This is a genomic window from Streptomyces sp. NPDC101110, assembly GCF_044759525.1.
Classification (GTDB): domain Bacteria; phylum Actinomycetota; class Actinomycetes; order Streptomycetales; family Streptomycetaceae; genus Streptomyces.
In genome coordinates this window covers 586,453-609,583 of sequence record NZ_JBIVZM010000004.1, presented here as the reverse complement: position 1 = coordinate 609,583, position 23,131 = coordinate 586,453, and the positions used below count along the sequence as shown (strand labels likewise).

Here is a 23,131-nt window from a genome sequence, read left to right as displayed (position 1 = left end):
CCGGCCGCGGGGACATCCCCCGCGGCCCTCGCGGCCCCTTCGTCAGACCGTGCCGAACCAGGTGGTGACGGCCGCGGTCAGCGATTCCCGGAGCTCCGGCTCGGGCATGTCCCGGTCCGCGGCCCAGGCGACATAGCCGTCGGGGCGGACCAGCAGACCGGCCAGTCCCGGCTCCTGGGCGCACTCGGCCCGCACGAGCTGGAGCCGGCCGGCCCAGGAGACGCCCGCGGCCCACTTCTCGTGGACCTGGCCGATCTGCGGGTCGCCGGACAGGTCGAGCAGCACGCCGGTGCCGCGCTTCAGGTACTTGGGCAGGGGCCGGACGCCGTCCTCGGTCCTCAGCTCCAGGTCCCGGGCGAAGTCGCCGAGCAGCCGGTGCTCGGGGCCGTCGATCGCGTAGCGGACGGTGACGCCGCTGAGCATCTCGGCGAGGTACCGGTTGACCTGCTCGGTGCGCATGAGGTCGGTGAAGAGCTCGCGCAGCGGGGTGACGTACGGGTCCGGGTTCATCAGCGCGATCTGGGCGCGCGTGTTGGCCAGCACCTTGCGGGCCGGCGCCTGGCGCTCCCGGTCGTAGCTGTCGAGCAGGCCCTCGGGAGCCCAGCCGTGCACCGCGGCCGCCAGCTTCCAGCCGAGGTTGAAGGCGTCCTGGAGACCGAGGTTGACGCCCTGGCCGCCGACCGGGAAGTGGGTGTGGGCGGCGTCGCCCGCGATCAGCAGCCGGCCGGCGCGGTAGGACTCCGCCTGGCACGCGGAGTCGGTGAAGACGGAGAGCCAGCGCGGCGCGTGCGCCCCGAGGTCGTCGCCCCAGATCTCGCGCAGGCTCGCGGTCAGCTCGTCGAGGGTGAGTTCCGCCCCGGGCTCCCGGTCGGCCTCGAAGTCGAACGTGGAGACCCGGTGGTAGGTGTCGTCGAGCGGGACGCAGAACAGCAGGCCGCGTTCGGTGCGCTCCATGCCCATGGGGGCGTTCTCGCGGTCGGCGAGGATCACGTCGCCGAGCCGGGCGGTGACCCGGCCGCCGGTGCCGGGGAAGGCGATGCCGGCCTCCTGCCGGACCAGGCTGCGAGCGCCGTCGCAGCCCACGGCGTAGCGGGCGCGCAGGGTGTAGCCGCCGTCGGGGCCGGTCACCTCGGCCTCGACGCCGTCGGCGTCCTGGCGCAGGGCGGTGACCTCGTGGCCGCGCCGGATCTCGGCGCCGAACTCGGCGGCACGCTCCTCCAGCAGCCGTTCGGTCCGGGTCTGCTCGGAGAGCAGGGCGTAGCCGTGCGCGCTGTCGAGGGTGGAGAAGTCGACCCACTCGTCGAGGCCCGCGAAGTGGCCGTTGTTCCAGGAGCGGGCCCCTTCGCGGAACCTCTTGAGCAGGCCGCGCCGGTCGAGGGACTCCAGGGAGCGGGCGTGCAGCCCGAAGGCCTTGGAGTGCGGGGTGCGCTCGGGCAGCCGCTCGAGCACGACCGCCCGGACGCGGGAGATCCGGAGCTCCGCGGCGAGCAGCATGCCGACCGGACCGCCGCCGACGATCAGCACGTCGAACTCGACGTCGGGGTCGTAGGTGATCTCGAAGTCGCGATCGGACTGCTCGGGTGGCACGGACTGGGACATGAGGTTCCCCCTCGGTGGACGGGCGCGTCGGGTGCGCGGCAGAGTGTGTGCGATAGATGTTCGCTCACAGGTATATGCTTAATGTCATGCAGTCGATTGAGAGCATACAGATGCTCGTCTGCCGTAATCAACTCGCTTAGAATGCGGACATGGACACTTCGACTCAGCCCCCGCCGCGGGCAGCGGATCTGCTCGACGCCGTCGGCCCCGCCTTCTCCCGACTGCGGCGCGCGCAGGCGCTGAACGTGGAGAAGCAGGTGTCCCGCAAGGACTTCACCAGGACGCTGGTGCTCAACATCGTGCAGGACGGGCCCGACCAGGAGGGCCAGGAGATCACCGTGGGTGTCGTGGGCGAGCGGCTCGCCGTCGACCCCTCCGTGGCGAGCCGGATGGTCTCGGACTGCATCTCGGCCGGCTATCTGATCCGTGCGGCCTCGCAGCGCGACGGCCGCCGTACGATCCTGCAGCTCACCCCCGAGGGGCACGAGACGCTCGCCCGCTTCCGCCGCCACCAGCGGGCGGCCTTCGAGCGCATCACCCAGGACTGGCCCGAGGAGGAGCGGCTCGAGTTCGCCCGGCTGCTCATCAAGTACGTGGACTCCGTGGGCGAGCTGCAGCACGACGGTTCCGCGTAGACGGCGCCGCCGGGCCGGGACGGGCATCCGCCGCCCCGGCCGTGACGCACCTCGGTGCGCCGGGCGCGTCCCGGCCGAAGCCGCGGATGCGCCGTGGGCCTCTCAGCCCCGGTCGAGCACCCCGCGCAGCACCGCCTCCAGCACCGCCGCCTCCGCGCCCCCGGGATCCGCGCCCGGCGAGCGCCACGCGACGACACCGTCCGGCCGTACCAGGACCGCGCCTTCGGGACGCAGCCCGCCGTAGCGCTCGGACCAGGTGCCGTCCGGGTCGGCCAGCGTGCCCGCCCCGCCGCCCGTGCCCCGCACGACCCGGCGTGCGGTGAGCTTCAGGCCCAGCCCGGCGGAGGCTGAGGCGGCGGCCGAGAGCCACTCGCGGCCGTTCTCCCCCGTCAGCAGGACGAAGTCCCGCCCGAAGAGGTCGAGCGTGGAGACGGGTTCGCCGTCCCGCGACAGCAGCGCGTACGGCGCCCGGGTCCCGGGTTCCCCATGCAGTGCGCGCGGGTCGGAGGCGACCGGCAGGTACGCTCCGCCCGGCTCCGCCACCACCGCGGCGGAACGGTACGCCTGCCCCGACGTCACCGTCACCGCGTCCGCGACGGCCGCCCGCTGCTCCGGGGTCGCGGAGCCGGAGCGCAGCGCCAGCTGGAGGGAACCCTGCTCGGCCGTGTAGACCGCCACGGGACGCCGCTCGGCGTCGTACGTCTCCACCAGGCCGGGCCCCGCGACCCCCGCGACCACCAGGGCGAGCTTCCAGGCGAGGTTGTGGGCGTCGGCGATACCGGTGTTGGCTCCGTATCCCCCGGTCGGCGGCACCACGTGCGCCGCGTCCCCGGCGAGCAGCACCCTGCCGTGCACGAACCTCTCGGCCACCTGCTCCGCCATGTCCCAGGGGAAGCGCGAACGGATCGTCACCCCGGCCCCGGGCGTGCCCACCGCGGCCGTCACCAGTTCCGCGCAGCGGTCGTCGGTGAAGTCCTCCAGGCTCTCGCCGTCCTCGGGCCGGTACCCGACGATGAGCGTGCCCCCGGTCAATGTGTCGTCATGCACGAGAATGCCGGTGACCTGCGGGTTCTGCACGTGGACCACGCTGTACCTGCGGTCGCCCAGCACCGGGCGCAGATCCGCGCCGAACGCGATGCTCACATGGCGGGACAGCACCCCGCGCCCCTGCCGGGGCACCTTCAGCGCCTCCCGGACGGTGCTGCGCGGCCCGTCGCAGGCCACCAGATAGGAGCTGCGGAAGGTGCGGGTGCCGGTGTCGTCGCCGAGGACGGCGGTGACCCCCTCGGGGTCCTCCGCGAAGGACAACAGCTCGGTGCCGAACCTGAGGTCGGCGCCGAGCTCCGCCGCCCGCTCCCGCAGCAGCGGCTCCAGCCGGTCCTGCGGCAGCAGGAGCAGCCGGGACGGGGTGAGGTCGCCCAGGTCGTCGTCGCCCTCCAGCTCCTCCTTGCTGAACAGGACGTCACCGGCGAGCGAGGTCACCCCGGCCCGGGTGCGGTGCGTGGCGAAGCCGGACGCCTCCCGTACGGCGGCGTCCTCGACACCCGCCTGGCGCAGCAGTTCCCCGGTCCGGGGGTAGTACCCGACGGCCCTGGGGTGGACGGACGTGCCCGGATGGCGCTCGACCAGGGTGCACCGCACCCCGTGCCGGGCGAGGAACAGGGCGGTGGACAGCCCGACGAGGCTGCCGCCGACGATCAGTACGGGTGCGTTGCCGGAAGGGTCGGAAGCGGAGGTCATCGCACGGTCCCTCTCTGGGTGATCGGCCTCGGACAGTGGTTCACGGGGTCGGCAGTCCGGCCCGTCCCAGGGCCAGGTAGTCCACGACCTCCCAGTGCTCGGCGACCTTCCCGCGCTCGATCCGGAACTGGTCGCAGGTACGCATCTCCAGCGGCAGTCCGGAGGGGCCGCCGCCGCTCCACGCGCCGGTGAGCGTGCCGGTCCAGGTCACGAAGACCATCACCCGGTCGCCGGCGGCGACGATGTGGTCCACGGTGGTGACCAGGTCGGGGAAGGCGGCGATGTTGTCGGCGAAGAACGCCTTGAACGCGTCGAGCCCGTCCGGCACCGCGTCGGTACGCATGTTGTGGTGCCGGTAGTCCTGGTGGTAGTAACGCTCGGCCAGGTCCAGCCGGTGCTCGCTGAAGACGTCGCGGTACGCGCCGAGCACCAGCTCCGCGTTGGCCCGCTCGGTGTCGCTGTGCGGGCCGTGCAGCCCGGGCGCGGCCGGCTGACCGCTCCGGTCCGGTCCGCCGTCCACGCCGTGCGCGACCAGCACGTCACGGTCCACCACGTTCCAGTGCTCGGCCACCCTGCCGTCCCGCAGACGGTACAACTCGGCTGTGTGCAGGCGCAGTTCGGCGCCCGAGCGGGAGCGCCCGGTCCAGGTCGCGAACAGCATCACCCGGTCGTTCCCGGCCACCAGGTGGTCGATGTCCCCGCGCAGCTCGGGGAACACCCGGTCCGAGCTCCGCCAGTCGGCCGGGGCGTGCTCGACGCAGTCGGCGTGGAAGAAGCGGCCCGTCTCCTCGAAGCGGCGCTCGCGGTGGAGCGTCCCGTACAGCTCGCGGATCAGTTCGGCGTTGCGCGTGCGCTGCCCGGCAGGGATCACGGTGGTCATGGGTTCCTCTCGGCTCGGCTCTTGATCGGGTTCGGGGGTCGGGGCGGGTTCGGGGGTCGGGGCGGATCCGGGGGCGGACCCGGGGGAGGCTGTCCGCTCAGGCCTTGAGCACCGCAGGACTTGAGCGCGTAAGGGCTGGCTCGTCAGGTCTTCAGCCCGTCAGGCCTTGCACGCCCAGGCCTTCAGCGCGTCAGGCCTTGAGCGCGTAGGTCGACCAGTACGAGTCGGCCTCGAAGCCGAGCTTGCGGTTGAGCGCGACCACGGCGGTGTCGGCGGTGTCGTTGAAGACCTGGACCAGCGCGAGCCGGTTGTTCTCGCGGGCGGCCCCGAGCAGCAGCTCGCCCTTCAGCCGGGTGGCCAGACCACGCCGCCGGTGCCCGGGCAGCACGAGCGTCTCGCCGGCGTCCGCCATCGGGCTGTTCCGCACGAACAAGGTGGCGTACCCGACGATCTGCGTGCCGTGCTCGGGCAGCGCCGCCACCACGTGGGGCAGATGCCCGGCCCGCTCCGCCTCGGCCTCCCGCGCGCGTACGTCGTCGGCGGAGGGACGCCGGATCCTCGCCTGGCCGTTGACCCGCTCCTCCAGCCCGCTCCAGGCCCGCGCGTAGGACTCCACGAGGTCGTCGGGGCAGGGCCCCTGCCACCTCACCAGGCGGTACCCGGGCACCGGCCGGGCCGCCGCGGCCTGAAGCACCGCACGGGCGGGCCCGGCCAGGCGCAGCCGATGACGCACGCTCTCACCGATGAGGTCGGCTCCGAGCTCCGCCGCGAACCGTTCGCCGGCCTCCGCCCTGGGAGCGTCGGCCAGCATCAGGTCCCGCCCGCGCTCCCGCAGTGCGGCCAGCCCCGCGGCCGCCAGCGCCCGGCCGGCACCGCGCCGCCGGAAACCGGGGAACACCCACAGCGAACCGTGTCCCGGCCCGCTCCGGTCCGCCAGGTCGAGGCCGAGCTTCAGCACACCGGCCGGCGTGCCGCCGTCGTAGGCGGCCAGCACGATCCGTTCCGTGCCGTGCCGCCGCTGGAACAGCCGCGCCAGCAGGGCCTGGGTCACCGGCGGATCACCGGGCAGCTCCAGGCTCATGGTGTCCCGGAACCCGGGAAGCAAGGCGGCGATGGTCGCCGGCTCATCGCCGTCGAGGCTACGAATCTCCATGCCCCACACGGTGACCCGGGCCTCTCGAAGCACCGTCGAGGACAACTCGACACCGGGCACACCGGCCGCGACGGTGGCGGGCCCCGCCGCACCCAGGATCCCTGGAGTGCTGCGGGGCCCGTACCCGGGGCGGACGCAGGCGGCCCCGTCAGGCGCCGCCCGTCACGCGCAGCGTCTCGCCGTTGGTGTTGCCGTTGGCGGCCGAGCCGAGGAAGGTGATGGCCCGGGCCACGTCCTCGGGCGCGGACATCCGGCCCGACGGCAGGGTCCTGCCCTTCTCCTCGAGGAAGCCCGGGGGCACGTGTGCCCGCACGGTCTCGGTGCTGGTCTGGCCGGGCACCACCATGTTGACCAGGATCCCGTCCGGCCCCAGTTCCCAGGCGAGACTGCGCATCAGCCCGAAGAGCGCGGACTTGCCGGCGCCGTACGCCCCCGCCCCGGCCTTGCCGGTGTCCGCCAGTCCCGCGCCGAGCAGCACGATCCGGCCCCACGGCCGCCCGCGCATCCACGGCAGGACGGCCTGGAGCGTGTGGAACACGGCGTCGACGGACGTGCGCAGCACCTCCTGCCACTGCTTCGCCGGTACGTCCTCGAAGCGCGGCACCGGCTGCCCGGGCCGCGGGATCGCCTCGCTCCAGACCACCGCGTTGGCCACCAGCACGTCGATGCCGCCCCACTCCTCGGCGACCCGCCCCACGGCGTCCCGTATGCACCCCTCGTCCGCGAGGTCGTAGCGCACCACCAGCGGTGTGCCGCCCGCCTCGGTCACCAGCCGGGCCGTCTCGCGGGCCCCGTCCTCGTTGCTGTGGTAGGTGATCGCGACCCTCGCCCCCTCCTCCCCGTAGGCCACGGCCGTCGCCCGGCCGATGCCCGAGGAGGCGCCGGTGACCAGCACGACCTTGTTCCGCAGATCCGTCCTCATGAGTCCACCTCGGTCGTCGGGGCACGGCCGACGCTCTGCGCGTGCCGGAAGAAGCCGTCCGGGTCGTAGGCCCGCTTCACGGCGCGCAGCCGGAACCGGTTCGCGCCGAAGTACTCCGGCTCCCAGTCCTCACCCGCCCGTGAGCTGGGGAAGTTGATGTACGAGCCGCAGGCGAGCGGTGTGAGGGCGGTTGCCGCACGGTCCGCCAGCGCGGTCAGCCGCGACGGCGCGTCCGGGTCCGTCGCCGCCTGCCGGCAGGCGAACTGATAGCCGACGAGGAACCGCGCGTCCCGGTGGGCGTAGGCGGTCGCGCCGCCCGGCACCCGGCTCGCCGCACCGCCCAGGGCGATGCACAGCAAATAGCGCTCCTGCCCCACCGCGTCGAGGGCGGGATCCCAGGCGTCGAGCAGTGCCGCCGACTCCGCCCGGGTCGAGGCCCGGCCGGTGAGCCGGTAGCTCTGCCGGGTGTACGGATGCCGGTGCCCCTCGGCCTCGGGCCCGGTGCCCGTACGCCGGCACTGGGCCACCGTCTTCGAGCCGCACAGCGCCTCGTGCATGACCTCGGCGTATCCGCCCCGCGCACCGACGGTCCTGCTCAGCGGCTTGCACCCGGCCCGCTCGGCCAGTTCATCCAATCCGTCGCGCAGCGCCTCGTCAGTACCCAGGTGCACGCCCCAGACCCGGACCACCGGACGCCCGCCGGGCCCGAACATGCCCGGCAGCACGACCAGGGAGGTGCCGAGTTCGTCGGGGCCTTCGACGGCCCACTCCTGCCAGGCCGTCAGCACCTCCACGGCGTCGTCGTACGCCCACAGCGTCTCGAAGGCCGTCAGGGCGGGTGCGTCGATCGCGCGCACCTCGAACTCCGTGACCACGCCGAAGGTGCCTCCGCCGCCACCGCGCGACGCCCAGTACAGATCGGGCTCCTCGGCGGGCGAGCAGCGGACGGTCCTGCCGTCCGCGAGCACGACGCGCGCCGCGACGAGCCGGTCGCTGCCCAGCCCGAACTTCCGTGTCTGCCAGCCGATCCCGCCACCGGTCAGGAACCCGCCCGCGGAGACCGTGGGGAACGTCCCGGTGACGATCTGCCGCCCCTGCGTCCGCAGGGCGTCCAGCGCGTCCAGCGACTGGACGCCCGCCCCCAGCCGCACCACGGGACCCTCGGCGACGACGTGGTTCATCCGGGACAGGTCGACGACCAGCCCCTCACCGGTCGACCAGCCGTTGAAGCTGTGGCCGCCGCCCCGGACGTGCAGCCGCACCCCCAGCTCCCGGGCGTGCCGCACGCACAGCGCGACGTCCTCCTCGGAGGCGCAGTACGCGACGGCGTACGGCTCGACCGTGTCGTACTCGGTGTTCTGAAGCTGTCGGGCCAGGGCGAAGCCCGCCTCGTCCGGCAGAACCAGGTCCCCGTCGAGCCGGTCCCGCAGCGCAGCCGCCCGCATCAGTCGTCGATGCCGAACTTGCCGGCGGTCACCTTGGACCCGGCGTGCCCGCGCAGCTTGGTGCCCTGCGGGTCGAAGAACTCCGCACCGCCGGTGCCCTGCCACTCGGTGTCCGAGACGAACTCGCCCGACACCCGCACGTGCGCCTCCCCGACGTGGTTGCCCTCGGGGTCGGCGGCCAGGATGTGGAAGCCGTACTCGAAGCTGTCCGGGCCCGTGGCACGCCAGGTGCCCAGGCCGATGTTCTTCGTGTTGAGCTGGGTGGAGACGACCGTGCCGTCCGCCGAGAAGCTGACCAGGCCGGGGACCGCCTTGCCGTCGTCGTCCAACTGCGTGGTCCAGGTGCCGACCAGCCGTACGTCGCTCATCACAGATCTCCTCGATTCTCTGGGGGAACAGGGGGAACTGGGGGAACTGGGGGATGCGGTTGTCCCGGCCAGGCTTCCGGCCCGCTCTCAAGACCCGCTCGAAACGCCCTGTAGCCGGGCGGTGGCTCCTCCCTCGGCGCACCGCACGCCGGCCCGAACTCCGGGTGCCAGAGCGCGGCCACGTGCACGGAGCCGAGGGCGACCAGCGCGCGGTACGAGGGCAGCAGCAGGTAACGCACCAGTCCTCGCCACACGGCGTGCGAGGCGGTGACACGGGGCGGGACGGTCTCCTTGTCGGGGTGCCCCTCGGGCAGGAACTCCGGGTCGAACGGACGAAGGGACACGGCACTCCTAAGGGGTGGCCGACACGGGTGGCGGGCGCCGGTGACCGGCACGGGTGGCGGACGCGGGTGACCGACACGGGGGGCGGACGCGGGTGACCGACACGGGGGGCGGACGCGGGTGACCGACACGGGGGGCGGACGCGGGTGACCGACACGGGGGGCGTGCGCGGGTGACCGACACGGGGGGCGTGCGCGGATGGCAGGCGTGGGTTGCGGACGCGCGGTGGGCTGCGTGGGCGTCAGGCGGTGCGGACGGCCATCTCCACGCCGCCGTCGAAGGGAAGGGGGAGCGACACGTAGCCGCTGCCGGGGAACCGGACATGGGCGAGGAAGTCCGCGCACCGCACCGGCTCGTCCCGTACGCCGAGGGCCACCACCACCGCGCCCGGCAGCATCCTGGGTTCCACCAGCTCCAGCAGCGGCAGGAAGGACTGGGGCGGCCCGCCGAGCAGCAGCAGGTCGACCGGTCCGGCCAGGGTCGCCAGCGACGGTTCGGGACGGCCCGCCCGCACGTCCGCGCAGCGCCCCGCTCCGGCCCTCTCGACCGCCTCGGCGGCGGCCCCGGCGCGTGCGGGGTCCGGCTCGCAGGCGATGACCCGGCCCTGCCCGTTCTCGCTCACCGCGGTCGCGAGCGTGGCGGTGAACGACTCGTACGGGCAGCCGATCTGGAGCACCGTCAGCGGCCCGGCCGCCAGCACCAGCTGCCGCAGGAGGGTTCCGGTGGCGGCTTCGAAGGAGGGCACGGCAGAACGTCCGGCTGCGGAGTCGGTGCAGGAAACGGCATTGGGCATGCGGAACTCCCCGTCACGAGTGTCGAGACGTTCGCGGTCTCTCCGCCGAGAGTTGCAGACGCCGCCGCCGCGGGCGACGGCCCTGGATGCCCACGCGAGCGAGGCTCGAGCCGCCCTCCAAACCGCGCGGTCCCCCGGTTGCGGTTCGCTGAGGTGCGGCGGGCCGGCCAGGGCCGACGCGGCAGATGTGCGCGCCCCGCGACGCCGGCGTGATCCAAACGACAGGCCCTAGGTGAGCAGGCCTGCCAGCGTCCCCGCGAGGGTCAGCGCGAGGAACGCCGCCCCCCATGTCATCGCGTGCCGTATCCGGCGGTGCTTGACGCGGGTGGTGCGGGTCAGGAGCTGGGCCGGGGTGTCGGCGGTCGGCGCCGGGTGGGGCGTCCTCGCCAGGCTCAGCAGGACCAGGGACGGGGCGCAGGCAGCGCAGCCGGTCCACAGGAGCAGCTGGGGGACCGTGGCGAACTGGGCGGGGGTGATGACACCGGCGGTGATCGCGGTGAGGAGGGCGGCCAGGGCGGCGCCGAGGGTGGCCAGGGTCAGACCGGCTCGCTGGTCTGCCTTCGCAAGTTCCTCGCGGGCCGCCTCGGGCGCAAGCGGCCGGCCGAGTTCCGCCGTGCGCGCACCGTGGAGTGTGGTCATGCCTGCACCTCGCTGATCAGCGGTTTCCTCCGGGTACCCCCAAAGTGCTTGCTCCACACCGCAGTTCAGGTGTTCCACGTCTCGTCGTACGGGTCGTGCGGGGTGGGGACCGGCCGCGCGGCCGTCACCTCGAGGTAGGGGACGGGGCCGTTGTTGACCGGGTCCTTGGTGCGGCGGGGGGTGTAGGTGCCGGTGACCTCCAGCCAGGTGTCCGGGCGCAGGACCGGCGGTATGTCGCCCGACAGGGCGATCTTGACCGGCTGGGCGTCGGCGGCGCAGCAGTTGAGGCCCATGCGGACCAGGTAGGGGGTGCCGTCGCGGTCCAGGGTGACAAAACCGGTGATCTTCAGTTCGCGGCCCCTGAGGGCACGGCCGTCGTCGTAGACCGCACGCCCGGCGTAGTCCGCCACGGCCAGGCGCAGGGGGGTGTCGCCGGCGGGGAGGGCCGGGAAGCCGAAGGGCTTGGTCAGGGCCGTACCGGTGTGTGCCGCGCTGTAGGAGCCCAGGGCCGGCGGGGCGACCAGGATCAGAGCGAGGACGGGGAGGGTGAGGAGCCAGGAGACCCGGGGCTCACGGTGGTGGTCGTGGGCGGGGGTGCGCGACTCGTCGGCGGGGGTGCCCGGCTCGTCGTCGTGGTCGTGGGCGGAGGTGTTGCGGCGGTCGTACCAGAGGGTCGCCGCCGCCGTGGCGATCAGGACCGCGCCCGCGAGGAGGACCAGGGGGCGCAGGCCCTCCTTGACGTAGCGCAGGTAGAGGTCGGTCGTGCCGGCGTGCAGCAGGGTCGCGCCGAGCAGGAAGAGAAGAGCCGTCTGGGCCAGGCGGTTCACAGCAGGACCGTTCCGGTCAGGGCCGACACGACGACGGCCAGGGCGAAGGTCGCGGGGGCGAAGCGCAGGGCGAAGGCGCGGCCGAAGGTGCCCGCCTGCATCGCGAAGAGCTTCAGGTCGATCATCGGGCCGACGACCAGGAACGTCAGACGGGCCGTCAGGGAGAACTGGGTCAGGGACGCCGCCACGAACGCGTCCGCCTCCGAGCAGATGGAGAGCAGGACCGCCAGGACCGCGAGGACCAGGACCGACAGCACGGGGTGGCCGGCCGCGAGGCCCAGCCAGTCGGCCGGGACGACCGCCTTGAGGGTCGCCGCGGCCATCGCGCCGATCACCAGGAAACCGCCCGCGTGCGTCACGTCGTGGCGGACCGAGTTCGCGAAGGCCGCTCCCTTGCTCCGGCCCTCGTACGACGCGCGGGCCGGGGGGCGCAGCCAGTCCGTGCGGCCGAGGCGGTGCCAGAGCCAGCCCATCGCGCAGGCCACGACCAGGCTCGCGACGAAACGGGCCCAGACCATCTCCGGGTTGCCGGGGAACGCCACGGCCGTCGCCGTCAGCACGATCGGGTTGATGGCGGGCGCCGAGAGGAGGAAGGCCAGGGCCGCCGCCGGTGTGACCCCCCGGCGGACCAGGGCACCGGCCACCGGCACGGACGCGCACTCACAGCCCGGCAGAACCACCCCCGCCGCGCCCGCGACCGGCACCGCCAGGGCCGGATGCTTCGGCAGGGCCCGGGCGAAGAACGACGGCGGCACGAACACCGCGATCGCCGCCGACAGCAGCACACCGAGCACCAGGAACGGCAGCGCCTGGACCATGACCGCGACGAACACCGTCATCCAGCTCTGCATCACCGGCGCGGCGAGGGCCCCGCGGACCGGGTCCTGGAACATCACCGCCGTGAGCAGCAACAGGGTCAGCAGGAGGGCCGAGTTGAGGTGCCGGCCCTCCTCCCTGCCCGGGTCCGTTCCGGTGCCCCGGCCCTGCCCGGGTTCCGCGCGCTCACCGCTGTGCTGCGGGGCGGTCTTCGTGATGGCCACGGGCCCGGTACCTCCGGTGGTGCGCGAGGGCATTGCCCCTTCCCTCCCCTTTCGTACGGACGGCGACGGCCGGGCGTTCACGCCCCACCGTCCCCTTCTGGAACCGCTCGTCACGGTGAGGCAGTCTTCTCCTCGTGGGGAGCGTTCCGAACCAAGGTCAGCCCGGTGATCCGGCCACGCACATGATCGTGTGCGGTGACGACGGGCTTGCGCACCGGCTGGCCGCCGAACTCCGCGGTGTCTACGCCGAGCAGGTCACGCTCGTCGTGCCGCCCTCCGGGAGGCGGGTGCGGCAGCCCGTCGTCGGACGGGCCCGGGCCGCCTCGGCCGCGCTGCTCGACCGGGTCGTGAACGCGGCCTCCGGGCGGACCGGCCCGAGCGCCGAACCGGCCGCGAACGAGCAGGTGGTTCAGGCGCCGGAGATCACCGAGGCGGTGCTCACCGAGGTGGGCGCCGACCGGGCGGCGGCGCTGGCGCTCGTCTTCGACGACGACGAGACCAACATCCGTGCCGCGCTCACCGCCCGCCGCCTCAACCCGCACCTGCGGCTCGTACTGCGGCTCTACAACCGCCGGTTGGGGCAGCACATCGAGGAACTGCTGGACCAGACCGCCGCCGTCGCTTCCGGGGACGGCCGGGCGGCGGGCCTCGACGCGTCGACGACGGTGCTGTCCGACGCCGACACGGCCGCCCCCGCGCTCGCCGCCACCGCTCTCGTCGGCACCAGCAAGGTCGTCCAGACGGAAGGGCTCGTGCTGCGTGCGGTGGAGCGTCAGCCGCCGCGGCCGGGCGAGGTGGCCGACCCGGGGCTGTGCACCCTGGCGCTGCTGTCGGCGACGAGCAACGACCCGGCCGGCGCGGATGGTTCCGAGGGCAGCGGGGAGCACGGGCCGCACCTGCTGCCGGACGAGGCGGCGGTGGCGGCGGCGACCGGGCGCGGGACCGTCGTCCTGGAGCAGGTGTCGTACACGGGGCCGTCCCTGCCCGCCGGGCGGGGCGGGGTGCCGCCGTTCGCCTCGCTGTTCTCGCGGCGGCTGCGCTGGTCGCTGGCCGGGCTGGTGGGCTGTGTGCTGGCGCTCGCCGTGGGGTTGATGATCGTGGCCGATGAGCATCCGCTGTACGCGACGTACGTCACGCTGCTCGACCTGTTCGGCATCAACGATCCCGCGCTCCACCAGTCGACGGCCCGGCAGGTGCTGCAACTGCTGTCCGGTCTGGTGGGGTTGCTGCTGCTGCCGGTGCTGCTGGCGGCGGTGCTGGAGGCGCTGGGCACGTTCCGCAGCGCGTCCGCGCTGCGCAAGCCGCCGCGGGGGCTCGGCGGGCACGTGGTGCTGCTCGGGCTCGGCAAGATCGGGACGCGGGTGCTGACGCGGCTGCGGGAGCTGAGCATCCCCGTGGTGTGCGTGGAGTCCGATCCGGACGCGCGGGGTCTGGCCACGGCCCGGCGCCTGCGGGTGCCGGTGGTGCTCGGGGACGTCACGCAGGAAGGCGTGCTGGAAGCCGCGAAGATCCACCGTGCGCACGCGCTGCTGGCACTGACCAGCGCGGACACGACGAACCTGGAGGCGTCGCTGTACGCGCGGTCGGTACGGCCCGACCTGCGGGTCGTGCTGCGGCTGTACGACGACGACTTCGCGACGGCCGTGTACCGGACGCTGCGGGCCGCGCATCCGCGCGCCCTGACGCGGAGCCGGAGCGTGTCCCACCTGGCCGCGCCCGCGTTCGCCGGGGCGATGATGGGGCGGCAGATCCTCGGGGCGATCCCGGTGGAGCGGCGGGTGCTGCTGTTCGCGGAGGTGGACGTGGCCGGGCATCCGCAGCTGGAGGGACGGACCGTCGGGGAGGCGTTCCGGGCCGGGGCCTGGCGGGTGCTGGCGCTCAACACGGCGCCCTCCGGGGGCCGCCGGGGTGACCGGGAGAGCACCGAGGAGGACGGCGCGGCGACGTCGGGGCTGGTGTGGGACCTGCCTCCTTGCCATGTGCTGGGGGCCGGGGACCGGGTGGTGCTGGCGGCCACCCGGCGGGGACTCGCGGAGCTGCTGGGACGCAGACGGCGGGAGCGGGCGGGGGCGTGACGCCGAGCGGTGTTCCTGCTCGGCGTCAGACGCCCGAGGGTTACGCACCAACCCGAGGGGCGCGGGAACTGCGCGATCAGCCGCCACCCCCGCCCGCAGCCGCGGAACCACCCCACCTCCCGGGCTACTGGGCGCCCGAAACCCCCCTGATGTGCCGCTCCGCGAACTCCAGCTCCAGCCGCACCTGCTTGATCCGCTCGTCCACCACCAGCGAGCCGTGGCCGGCGTCGTAGCGGTACACCTCGTGCACCGCGCCTCGCGCCTCCAGGCGCTTGACGTAGTTCTCGATCTGGCGGATCGGGCAGCGCGGGTCGTTGACCCCGGCCGAGATGTAGACCGGCGCCTTGACCTGGTCGACGTAGGTGAGCGGGGACGAGGCCTCGAAGCGGTCGGGCACCTCCTCCGGTGTGCCGCCGAGGAGCGTGCGGTCCATCGCCTTCAGCGCCTCCATCTCGTCGTGGTACGCCGTGACGTAGTCGGCGACGGGGACCGCCGCGATGCCGAGGGTCCACGCGTCGGGCTGGACGCCGAGGCCGAGGAGGGTGAGGTAGCCGCCCCAGGAGCCGCCGGTGAGGATCAGGCGCTCGGGATCGGCGATGCCGGAGTCGACGGCCCATGCGCGGACCGCGGCGATGTCCTCCAGCTCGATGAGGCCGACGCGGTGCTTCAGGGCGTCCGTCCAGGCGCGGCCGTAGCCCGTGGAGCCGCGGTAGTTGACACGGATCACCGCGTATCCGTGGTCGACCCAGGCTGCGGGGCCCGCCGCGAAGGAGTCGCTGTCGTGCCAGGTGGGGCCGCCGTGGATGTCGAAGACCGTGGGCAGCGGGCCGGTGGTGCCCTCGGGTCGCTGGAGGAGGGCGTGGATGCGGCCTCCGGGGCCCTCCACCCACACGTCCTCCACCGGCACCGAGCCGGGCGACTTCATCCCGGGCGGGTCCAGCACCACACCGCCCGTCGTGGAGCGGACCGCCGACGGCTCGGCCGACGAGGACCACAGGTACTCCACGCTGCCGTCGGGCCGGGCCGTGGCGCCGGAGACCGTGCCGGGCGGGGTCGGGATCTCCGTCAGGGCACGGCCGGACAGGTCGTAGCGGAACAGCTCGCTGCGGGCCTCGAAGCTGTGCACGATGAGCAGGCCGCTGCCGTCCGGGTACCACTCGGCGCTGACGTCGCCCGGCAGCTCCAGTGCCAGGTCCGTCTCCTCGCCGGTGGCCACGTCCCACACCAGGGGCTCCCAGCGGCCGCGGCGCTGGTGGCCGATGAGCAGGCGCGTGTCGCCGCCGACGGGGGCGAAGCCGAGGACCTCCAGGCCCAGCTCGCGGGTGCCGCCCTCGGTGTCGTCGAGGTCGGCGACGGCCGTGCCGTCGGGGCGCAGGACACGCACCGCCGAGTGCATGGCGTCGCCGTGCTCGGTGTGCTCGACGGCGATCAGCGAGCCGTCGTGGGAGAGGTCGCCGACACCGGCGGACTCGCGGTGGCGGTAGATCTCCACCGGGTCCTCGCCGGTGCGGACGAGGTGGATGGTCGTGCCGTCCTCGTCCGTGGAGCGGCCGACGACCGCCGTACGCCCGTCGCGGCCGAGGGCCAGGCCTGCCGGGTAGGAGGCGTCCAGGCCCGCGGCGGCCGGTTCGTCCGAGCCGCCCTCGAAGGGCTGGCGGCGCCACACGCCGAACTCGTCGCCGTCCTTGTCGTCGAACCACCAGATCCACGCGCCGTCCGGAGACAGCACACCGTCCGTCGTGCCGTTCGGCCGGTCCGTCACCTGGCGCTGCCCGCCCGTCGCCCGGTCCCAGGCGTACAGCTCGTACGTCCCGGTCGCGTTCGAGACGAACAGGGAGCGGTCCGGGGCGTCCTCCGCCCAGTCGGGCAGGGAGACCCGCGGCGCCCGAAAGCGCTTCTCCCAGTCCGGCATCCTCTCCTGTCGTACCGCCGGTACCTCTTGCTCGTGCTGGTCGCGCCGCTCCCGCGCGTCGGACCCGTTGCTCTCAGTCATGGCCCCATACTGCCCGCCCCGGCCGACAATCCGCTCGCGAGGTCCCCAGCCTGTGGATAACCTCCACCGACTCCGGCTCCGCCGGGACCGATGAGGGCGGCAACCGCTCTCTGCCACCGCCCTCGGTGTCGCGTCGGCGGCGAGCACCGAAGAAGTCCGGCCCGGGCCCGCGAGGACCGGCAGAAGACGACTCCCCCGCAGACGATCCGGGCCCGCGAGGACGGGCAGAGGACGACTGGCCCGCAGCCGGTCCGGGCCCACCGAGGACCGGCCGAAGACGACTCCCCGGCGGCCGATCCGGGCCCGTCGAGGGCCGGTCGCAGACGGCTCATCCGCCGTCCGGAACCCGCCGTGGGGCCCGCCGCGTTGCCGACCCCGCGGGCCGGGGCCGGGCGACAGCCCCGTACCGTGGGGGTGTGTACCGGTTTCTGCTGACGCCCCGATGGTGGGGGATCAACGTCTTCGTGCTGTTGTCCATCCCCTTCTGCATCTTCATGGGGTCCTGGCAGCTGGGCCGGTTCGAGGACCGTGTGCAGGACCACCGCACCGCGACCGAGCAGGTCTCCGAGTCCCGGCACGAGGCGCCCCGGCCGCTGAAGGACATGCTCCCGGTGGACAAGGCCACGTCGGGGAAGCCGGTCACCGCGACCGGGCGGTACGGCAAGCAGCTGCTGGTGCCCGGGCGCGAGCTCGACGGCAAGCAGGGCTTCTACGTGCTGACGCTGCTGCGGACCGACTCGGGTGAGGCGCTGCCGGTGGTGCGGGGCTGGCTGCCCGGGACGGCCGACGCGGCGAAGGCCCCCGCCCCGCCGGCCGGCGAGGTCACCGTCACCGGGGCGCTGCAGGCGTCCGAGACACCGGGCGACAACGGCGTCAGCGCGCAGGGCGGCCTCCCGGCCGGGCAGACCTCCGCGATCAGCGCGGCGGCACTGGTGAACCTGGTGCCGTACGACGTGTACGACGCGTGGATCACCCTGACCGAGGGCGACTCGGGGATGAAGGCGGTGCCCGCCACCGCACCGCCGGACTCGGGGCTGGACCTGAAGGCGTTCCAGAACCTGGGCTACACCGCCGAGTGGTTCGCCTTCGTGGGGTTCGTGATCTTCATGTGGTTCCGGTTGCTGCGGCGCGAGGTGGAGTACGCGCGGGACGCCGAGCTGGGGCTGGTCGCGGACGAGGAGCCGGTGACCGCGGACGCCGCCGTGAAGTGAGCGGCGTCCGCGCGCGGCCCGGCGGTACCGCGGCCGCAGTCCCCTGCGGGCCGCGGCCCCTGCCTACGCGCCCGCCAGCACGCCCGTCCAGTACACCGTCCCCGCGCACGCGTTGGGCACCGTGACCGAGGTCCCCGCCGAGCCGGCGCCCGGGGTGTACGTCACCGCCACGCTGCCGTCGACCGTGCCGTCCTCCCGGACCAGCTGGGGGGCCGCTCCGGTGTCGCCGCCGGTGGACGTGCCGGCCGTGGTCGTCGGGTCCTCCGACGGGGTGGGTTCCGGGCTCGGGTCGGGCCCGCCGACGCTGCCACCCGGAGTGGGGCAGGTCTCGGAGGGCACCCAGGCGAACTTCACGTCGTAACCGATGCCCGGCTGGAGCACCAGCTGGGCCGCCTCCAGGGACGGGTCGGGCAGGAGGCCCGCCGCCGCGTCGCCCGCGGTGTGCCGGGCCGAACCGACCTTGGCGGCGTCGGCCGCGCCCTGCGCCAGCGCGCTGACCGAGCCGGGGCCGGTGACCGTGCAGGCCGCGCCGGAGACGTTGGTGACGCGGAAGGAACCGGAGACCGCACCCGTGGAATCGGGGGCGTTGCTGCTTCCGGAGGCGGGGCCGAGCTGGGCCGCGGTGCACGCCGGGATGCCGGCGGCGACCGTGGAGGAGGGGCCGGCGCCCTGGGACGCGCCGGTGGAGGCGCCGGATCCCTTGCCCTTGTCCTTCTCCTTCTTCTCGCCCTTCTCCTTGCTCTCGGCCTTGCCGGAGGAGCCGCCGGAGGTGCTCTCGCCGCCGTCCGGGCCCTTGCCCTGGCTCGCACCGCCCTGCGTCTGCGACGTGTGGCCGGCGACGGCCGGGTTGGCTTCGGAGCCGGTGGTCTTGGAGACATGGACGAGGGCGGGAACGGCCGTGCCGATGAAGAGGGCGGCGGCCGCCATGCCGACGGCGGCCTGCCGCTTGCGGGCCCGCCGCTGCGGCACCGCCTTGCGCAGGTGGTCCAGAGTGCCGTCGCGCGGTTCCACGTCCTGCACCGCCTGGTGCAGCATCGAGCGCAGGTCCAGCTCGTCCGAGTCGAGCCCGTGGGGGCTCTGGTCGTCGGGGCCGTGGTTCACAGTTCCGTTCCCAGCGTGCGATTGCTTCGGATCTTGCGGCGTTGTCGGCTCGTGCCACTCGAAGGGCTCGTGCCGGTCGCGCCCGTCACGGCGCGCCCCGTCTCCGTCACTCATGCCGGCGCCTCCATGGCCAGCCGGAGCGCCGCGATACCGCGCGAGCCGTAGGCCTTGACCGAGCCGAGGGATATGCCGAGCGTCTCGGCGACCTGTGCTTCGGTCATGTCCGCGAAGTAGCGCAGCACCAGCACCTCGCGCTGGCGGCGCTGCAGCCCCTTCATCGCCTTGATGAGGGAGTCGCGCTCCAGCTGGTCGTAGGCACCTTCCTCGGCGCTGGCCATGTCGGGCATGGGCTTCGACAGCAGCTTCAGGCCGAGTATGCGGCGGCGCAGCGCGGACCGCGAGAGGTTGACGACGGTCTGGCGCAGGTACGCCAGGGTCTTCTCGGGGTCGCGGACCCGCTTGCGGGCGGAGTGGACACGGATGAAGGCCTCCTGGACGACGTCCTCGCAGGAGGCGGTGTCGTCGAGGAGGAGGGCGGCGAGACCCAGCAGCGAGCGGTAGTGCGCGCGGTAGGTCTCGGTGAGGTGGTCGACGGAGGTGCCGGCCGCGACGCCGTCCTCTGCGCCGTCACGCTGGCTGGGTATGCGGGCCGGCCGCGCTGCGGGCACGGGCGCGATCACCGGCATGCCACCGGGCGTACCGGCCATGCGGGGTCGGAGAGCCGCCGGACGGGGCGGTCGAAGGACCGTGCCGCGTGCCGCGCTGAAGTCGAGTACCTCTGCCACGCCTGTTGGACACGCTGACCCCGGTGAGGGTTGTACGTGCCGGGCATCACTTTCACGCCGACCGTCGCCGTCGACGGTCTACCCGCGTCAGGCAGCACAATCCATGGTGCGTCCATTGCCCTCATGCGTCCCGCTCTTCCCTTATATCCAAATGTGAACGGACGTCCCCACGCCCGGTCCAGGCGTCCCCACGCCTGATGAAGCGCTCCCACGGCCGAAGGGCGACCGCAAAGACGCTCCCCGCCCTTCGCGCGGTTGCGGAGAGCGGGGAGGTAAATCCTCTGATGCCGAAGCGCCACGGACAAGTGGTCCGGATCATCGACCGGCTCACACGTCGTCCACAGATCCTACAAACCGCCTCTGACATCGGCGGCGGGTCCGGGGACCGCGAAACTTCACGAAACCCGGGCGACCGCCCGGTCAGGAAGGATCAGGGCGGGTCGGGGCGGCTCAGGAGAGCTCGGCCGCGACCAGCTCGGCGATCTGGGCGGTGTTGAGCGCGGAGCCCTTGCGCAGGTTGTCCCCGCACACGAACAGCTCCAGCGCGGTCGGGTCGTCCAGTGCACGCCGGACCCGGCCGACCCAGGTGGGGTCGGTGCCCACCACGTCGGCGGGGGTCGGGAACTCCCCGGCCGCCGGGTTGTCGAACAGCACCACCCCGGGCGCCGTGGCGAGGATCTCGCGTGCCTTGTCGACGGTGACCTCGCCCTCGAAGCGGGCGTGCACGGTCAGGGAGTGGGTGGTGATCACCGGCACCCGGACGCAGGTGACGGCCACGGGCAGGCCGGGCAGCCCGAGGATCTTGCGGGCCTCGTCCCGTACCTTCAGCTCCTCCGACGACCAGCCCTCGTCGCACGCCGTACCGGTCCACGGCACGACGTTCAGGGCGACCGGCTCCGGGAACGGCCCGGTGTGGTCGCCGACGGCCCGGCGTACGTCACCGGGGTTGGTGCCCAGCTCCGTGCCCGCGACCAGGGACAACTGCCGGCGCAGGGTCTCCACACCGGCGCGCCCGGCGCCGCTGACGGCCTGGTACGAGGAGGCGACCAGCTCGCGCAGCCCGAACTCCGCGTGCAGCGCGCCCAGGGCCACGATCATGGAGAGCGTCGTGCAGCTGGGGTTGGCGATGATCCCGCGCGGGCGCATCCGCACGGCGTGCGGATTGACCTCGGGCACCACGAGCGGCACCTCCGGGTCCATCCGGAACACGCCGGAGTTGTCGACGACCACCGCGCCCTTGGCGGCGGCGACGGGCGCCCACCGCTCGGCGACCTCGTCGGGGACGTCGAACATGGCGACGTCCACGCCGTCGAAGGCCTCCTCGGCGAGCGCGAGGACCTCGGTCTCCTCGCCGCGCACGGTCAGTTTGCGGCCGGCCGAGCGCGCGGAGGCGATCAGCCGGATCTCGCCCCAGACGTCGGCCCTCTGGGACAGGATCCGGAGCATGACCGTGCCGACGGCCCCGGTCGCGCCCACCACGGCAAGCGTCGGACGCCCGGACCGTCCGGTCCGGGCGTCCTGTCGGAGGTCGGCCATCAGCGGCCGGTGCCTCCGTAGACCACGGCCTCGTCGCTGTCGGAGTCGAGCCCGAACGCGGAGTGCACGGCGCGGACGGCCTCGGGCACGTCGTCGGCACGGGTGACGACCGAGATGCGGATCTCGGAGGTCGAGATCAGCTCGATGTTCACGCCCGCGTCGGACAGAGCGGTGAAGAAGTCGGCCGTGACGCCCGGGTTGGTCTTCATGCCGGCGCCGACCAGGGAGATCTTGCCGATCTGGTCGTCGTAGCGCAGCGAGTCGAAGCCGATGCCGGCCTTGTTCTTCTCGAGCGCGTCGATGGCCTTGCGGCCCTCGGTCTTGGGCAGCGTGAAGGAGATGTCCGTCAGGCCCGTGGAGGCGGCGGACACGTTCTGCACGACCATGTCGATGTTGATCTCGGCGTCGGCGATCGTGCGGAAGATCGAGGCCGCCTCGCCCGGCTTGTCCGGCACGCCGACGACCGTGACCTTGGCCTCGGAGGTGTCGTGCGCGACACCGGAGATGAGAGCCTGCTCCACCTGCTTTTCCCCTTGCTGTGTCTTGCGAACGACTGGCTCGCTGCTGACCCATGTGCCCTGCAGTCCGCTGAAGCTGGACCGGACGTGGATCGGGATGTTGTACCGGCGGGCGTACTCCACACAGCGGTGGAGCAGCACCTTGGACCCGGACGCCGCCAGTTCGAGCATGTCCTCGAAGGAGATCCAGTCGATCTTCCGGGCCTTCTTCACCACGCGCGGGTCGGCGGTGAACACGCCGTCGACGTCGGTGTAGATCTCGCAGACGTCGGCGTCGAGGGCGGCGGCGAGGGCCACCGCGGTGGTGTCGGAGCCGCCGCGGCCGAGCGTGGTGATGTCCTTGGTGTCCTGGGAGACACCCTGGAAACCGGCCACGATCGCGATGTTGCCCTCGTCCACCGAGGTCTTGATCCGGCCCGGCGTGACATCGATGATGCGCGCTTTGTTGTGGACCGAGTCGGTGATGACACCCGCCTGGCTGCCGGTGAAAGACTGGGCCTCGTGGCCCAGCTTTTTGATCGCCATGGCCAGCAATGCCATGGAGATCCGCTCTCCGGCGGTCAGCAGCATGTCGAGCTCGCGCCCGGCAGGCATCGGGGAAACCTGCTCGGCGAGATCGATCAGCTCGTCCGTCGTGTCGCCCATCGCGGAAACCACGGCAACCACCTGGTTGCCGTTCTGCTTCGCTTCCACGATCCGCTTGGCGACGCGCTTGATGCCCTCGGCATCGGCTACGGAGGAGCCTCCGTACTTCTGCACGACAAGGCCCACGTGCGCTCCTCGCTCAATCCGTCTCTATCCGCTCATACGCATTCGTACCGCGGTCGGCTCAGTCTAACGAGCGTCCGAAAATCCCTTCCGCGATATCGCATGGTGAGATCTCGGGCCGCCCGTCCAGAGTCGCTCATGCCCATCTGGGCACGGGCCACTCGGGAAAGTGCCCGGCGTCACAATCGCACGAGCCTCGATCCGAATCACACAACTTTCAAGCACTAGGGTTCGGCTGTGCGCGTACTCCTGGTGGAAGACGATGAACCGGTCGCCGAGTCCCTGCGCCGTGGCCTCAAGCGCTACGGCTTCGACGTGGAGTGGGTCACCACGGGCGAGGCGGCCCTGCGGCACGGGGGCCCCTGCGACGTCGTCCTGCTGGACCTCGGCCTGCCCGACACCGACGGCCTGGACGTCTGCAGGACGCTGCGCGAGCGCGGCGACGTCCCGATCATCGTGATCAGTGCCCGCAGCGACGAGACGGACCGGGTGGTCGGCCTGGAGCTCGGCGCGGACGACTACGTCTCCAAGCCGTTCGGTGTCCGCGAGGTCATCGCGCGGATCAGGGCGGTCCTGCGCCGCACCCGGCCCCGCACCCCCGCGGGCACACCCGACGCCGGCCCCGACCGCTACGGCACCCGCCTGACGATCGACCGCAAGGCGGCCCGGGTGCGCCTGGACGGCGAGGAGATAGCCCTCGCGCCCAAGGAGAAGTGACTCCAGCCTCGCGTCGCACCGTTCAGGGGCCGTACAGCCCGCGT

The 23,131-nt window shown here is 73.1% G+C and carries 19 protein-coding genes and 1 pseudogene; 4 read left to right on the top strand and 16 right to left on the bottom strand.

Features of this window, described 5'->3' with window-relative positions; translation table 11 throughout:
• Positions 1–42: 42 nt before the first annotated feature.
• Positions 43–1,599, bottom strand: coding sequence for an FAD-dependent monooxygenase (locus tag ACIQU3_RS12180; protein ID WP_403734495.1), 1,557 nt, complete (start codon positions 1,597–1,599; stop codon positions 43–45).
• 149 nt (positions 1,600–1,748) lie between these two features.
• Here ACIQU3_RS12180 and ACIQU3_RS12175 point away from each other — a divergent pair, with 149 nt between their 5' ends.
• The gene (locus ACIQU3_RS12175) at positions 1,749–2,234 is read left to right on the top strand and encodes a MarR family winged helix-turn-helix transcriptional regulator (RefSeq protein WP_351639446.1); all 486 of its coding nucleotides are present in this window, start codon (positions 1,749–1,751) and stop codon (positions 2,232–2,234) included.
• Between the two features lie 102 nt (positions 2,235–2,336).
• Here the strand turns inward: ACIQU3_RS12175 and ACIQU3_RS12170 are convergent, their stop codons facing one another.
• The 10 genes from ACIQU3_RS12170 to ACIQU3_RS12125 form a co-directional block, all read right to left on the bottom strand.
• Entirely contained in the window at positions 2,337–3,974 is a 1,638-nt protein-coding gene (locus tag ACIQU3_RS12170; RefSeq protein WP_403734499.1) for an FAD-dependent monooxygenase, read from the bottom strand.
• A gap of 40 nt (positions 3,975–4,014) precedes the next feature.
• The gene (locus ACIQU3_RS12165; RefSeq protein ID WP_403734502.1) at positions 4,015–4,854 is read right to left on the bottom strand and encodes an ester cyclase family protein; all 840 of its coding nucleotides are present in this window, start codon (positions 4,852–4,854) and stop codon (positions 4,015–4,017) included.
• A 190-nt stretch (positions 4,855–5,044) separates the two neighbouring features.
• Positions 5,045–6,007, bottom strand: a complete 963-nt coding sequence (locus ACIQU3_RS12160) for a GNAT family N-acetyltransferase (protein WP_403734507.1) — start codon at positions 6,005–6,007, stop codon at positions 5,045–5,047.
• A 148-nt stretch (positions 6,008–6,155) separates the two neighbouring features.
• The gene (locus ACIQU3_RS12155; protein WP_403734510.1) at positions 6,156–6,929 is read right to left on the bottom strand and encodes an SDR family NAD(P)-dependent oxidoreductase; all 774 of its coding nucleotides are present in this window, start codon (positions 6,927–6,929) and stop codon (positions 6,156–6,158) included.
• Complete coding sequence (locus tag ACIQU3_RS12150) at positions 6,926–8,374, bottom strand: FAD-binding oxidoreductase (RefSeq protein ID WP_403924663.1); 1,449 nt, start codon at positions 8,372–8,374, stop codon at positions 6,926–6,928. Before ACIQU3_RS12150 ends, ACIQU3_RS12155 begins: the two co-directional genes overlap by 4 nt.
• Complete coding sequence (locus tag ACIQU3_RS12145) at positions 8,374–8,742, bottom strand: hypothetical protein (protein ID WP_104783758.1); 369 nt, start codon at positions 8,740–8,742, stop codon at positions 8,374–8,376. The genes ACIQU3_RS12150 and ACIQU3_RS12145 overlap by 1 nt, the downstream gene beginning before the upstream one ends.
• Positions 8,743–9,325: 583 nt before the next feature.
• Positions 9,326–9,877 (bottom strand): class I SAM-dependent methyltransferase, encoded by a 552-nt coding sequence (locus ACIQU3_RS12140; RefSeq protein ID WP_403734517.1) that lies wholly within the window; start codon positions 9,875–9,877, stop codon positions 9,326–9,328.
• A gap of 228 nt (positions 9,878–10,105) precedes the next feature.
• Positions 10,106–10,516: a hypothetical protein gene (locus ACIQU3_RS12135; RefSeq protein ID WP_403734520.1), complete on the bottom strand. Its 411-nt coding sequence runs from the start codon at positions 10,514–10,516 to the stop codon at positions 10,106–10,108.
• A 65-nt stretch (positions 10,517–10,581) separates the two neighbouring features.
• Positions 10,582–11,343: a TIGR03943 family putative permease subunit gene (locus ACIQU3_RS12130; RefSeq protein WP_403734525.1), complete on the bottom strand. Its 762-nt coding sequence runs from the start codon at positions 11,341–11,343 to the stop codon at positions 10,582–10,584.
• Positions 11,340–12,383: a permease gene (locus tag ACIQU3_RS12125; protein WP_403924660.1), complete on the bottom strand. Its 1,044-nt coding sequence runs from the start codon at positions 12,381–12,383 to the stop codon at positions 11,340–11,342. The genes ACIQU3_RS12130 and ACIQU3_RS12125 overlap by 4 nt, the downstream gene beginning before the upstream one ends.
• Positions 12,384–12,565: 182 nt before the next feature.
• On the opposite strand from ACIQU3_RS12125, the gene ACIQU3_RS12120 reads away from it, so the two are divergent.
• On the top strand, positions 12,566–14,458 hold the full coding sequence (locus ACIQU3_RS12120) for an NAD-binding protein (RefSeq protein ID WP_403735287.1): 1,893 nt from the start codon (positions 12,566–12,568) through the stop codon (positions 14,456–14,458).
• A 124-nt stretch (positions 14,459–14,582) separates the two neighbouring features.
• Here ACIQU3_RS12120 and ACIQU3_RS12115 read toward each other — a convergent pair whose 3' ends face one another.
• Positions 14,583–16,451, bottom strand: a complete 1,869-nt coding sequence (locus tag ACIQU3_RS12115) for a prolyl oligopeptidase family serine peptidase (RefSeq protein ID WP_403734531.1) — start codon at positions 16,449–16,451, stop codon at positions 14,583–14,585.
• A gap of 416 nt (positions 16,452–16,867) precedes the next feature.
• On the opposite strand from ACIQU3_RS12115, the gene ACIQU3_RS12110 reads away from it, so the two are divergent.
• Positions 16,868–17,662 carry an SURF1 family protein gene (locus tag ACIQU3_RS12110; protein ID WP_403734534.1) on the top strand — a complete coding sequence of 265 codons (795 nt, stop codon included), beginning with the start codon at positions 16,868–16,870 and terminating at the stop codon, positions 17,660–17,662.
• 63 nt (positions 17,663–17,725) lie between these two features.
• Here ACIQU3_RS12110 and ACIQU3_RS12105 read toward each other — a convergent pair whose 3' ends face one another.
• The 4 genes from ACIQU3_RS12105 to ACIQU3_RS12090 all read right to left on the bottom strand — a co-directional run bounded on the left by ACIQU3_RS12105 (position 17,726) and on the right by ACIQU3_RS12090 (position 22,373).
• Positions 17,726–18,763 carry a hypothetical protein gene (locus tag ACIQU3_RS12105; protein ID WP_403734537.1) on the bottom strand — a complete coding sequence of 346 codons (1,038 nt, stop codon included), beginning with the start codon at positions 18,761–18,763 and terminating at the stop codon, positions 17,726–17,728.
• Between the two features lie 110 nt (positions 18,764–18,873).
• Positions 18,874–19,449, bottom strand: a complete 576-nt coding sequence (locus ACIQU3_RS12100; protein WP_366708850.1) for a SigE family RNA polymerase sigma factor — start codon at positions 19,447–19,449, stop codon at positions 18,874–18,876.
• 549 nt (positions 19,450–19,998) lie between these two features.
• On the bottom strand, positions 19,999–21,084 hold the full coding sequence (locus tag ACIQU3_RS12095; protein WP_403734541.1) for an aspartate-semialdehyde dehydrogenase: 1,086 nt from the start codon (positions 21,082–21,084) through the stop codon (positions 19,999–20,001).
• Positions 21,084–22,373 (bottom strand): aspartate kinase, encoded by a 1,290-nt coding sequence (locus ACIQU3_RS12090; protein ID WP_344461231.1) that lies wholly within the window; start codon positions 22,371–22,373, stop codon positions 21,084–21,086. The genes ACIQU3_RS12095 and ACIQU3_RS12090 overlap by 1 nt, the downstream gene beginning before the upstream one ends.
• Positions 22,374–22,607: 234 nt before the next feature.
• Here ACIQU3_RS12090 and ACIQU3_RS12085 point away from each other — a divergent pair.
• Positions 22,608–23,081, top strand: a pseudogene (locus tag ACIQU3_RS12085) (response regulator transcription factor); the annotation flags it as partial.
• Positions 23,082–23,131 lie beyond the last annotated feature (50 nt).

Coding starts and splice junctions, on each gene's coding strand:
- ACIQU3_RS12160 (WP_403734507.1), bottom strand. CDS start 6,007: ATGGAGATTCGTAGCCTCGACGGCGATGAGCCGGCGACCATCGCCGCC.
- ACIQU3_RS12150 (WP_403924663.1), bottom strand. CDS start 8,374: ATGCGGGCGGCTGCGCTGCGGGACCGGCTCGACGGGGACCTGGTTCTG.
- ACIQU3_RS12120 (WP_403735287.1), top strand. CDS start 12,566: ATGATCGTGTGCGGTGACGACGGGCTTGCGCACCGGCTGGCCGCCGAA.
- ACIQU3_RS12145 (WP_104783758.1), bottom strand. CDS start 8,742: ATGAGCGACGTACGGCTGGTCGGCACCTGGACCACGCAGTTGGACGAC.
- ACIQU3_RS12095 (WP_403734541.1), bottom strand. CDS start 21,084: ATGGCCGACCTCCGACAGGACGCCCGGACCGGACGGTCCGGGCGTCCG.
- ACIQU3_RS12170 (WP_403734499.1), bottom strand. CDS start 3,974: ATGACCTCCGCTTCCGACCCTTCCGGCAACGCACCCGTACTGATCGTC.
- ACIQU3_RS12155 (WP_403734510.1), bottom strand. CDS start 6,929: ATGAGGACGGATCTGCGGAACAAGGTCGTGCTGGTCACCGGCGCCTCC.
- ACIQU3_RS12165 (WP_403734502.1), bottom strand. CDS start 4,854: ATGACCACCGTGATCCCTGCCGGGCAGCGCACGCGCAACGCCGAACTG.
- ACIQU3_RS12100 (WP_366708850.1), bottom strand. CDS start 19,449: ATGCCGGTGATCGCGCCCGTGCCCGCAGCGCGGCCGGCCCGCATACCC.
- ACIQU3_RS12140 (WP_403734517.1), bottom strand. CDS start 9,877: ATGCCCAATGCCGTTTCCTGCACCGACTCCGCAGCCGGACGTTCTGCC.
- ACIQU3_RS12135 (WP_403734520.1), bottom strand. CDS start 10,516: ATGACCACACTCCACGGTGCGCGCACGGCGGAACTCGGCCGGCCGCTT.
- ACIQU3_RS12180 (WP_403734495.1), bottom strand. CDS start 1,599: ATGTCCCAGTCCGTGCCACCCGAGCAGTCCGATCGCGACTTCGAGATC.
- ACIQU3_RS12175 (WP_351639446.1), top strand. CDS start 1,749: ATGGACACTTCGACTCAGCCCCCGCCGCGGGCAGCGGATCTGCTCGAC.
- ACIQU3_RS12115 (WP_403734531.1), bottom strand. CDS start 16,451: ATGACTGAGAGCAACGGGTCCGACGCGCGGGAGCGGCGCGACCAGCAC.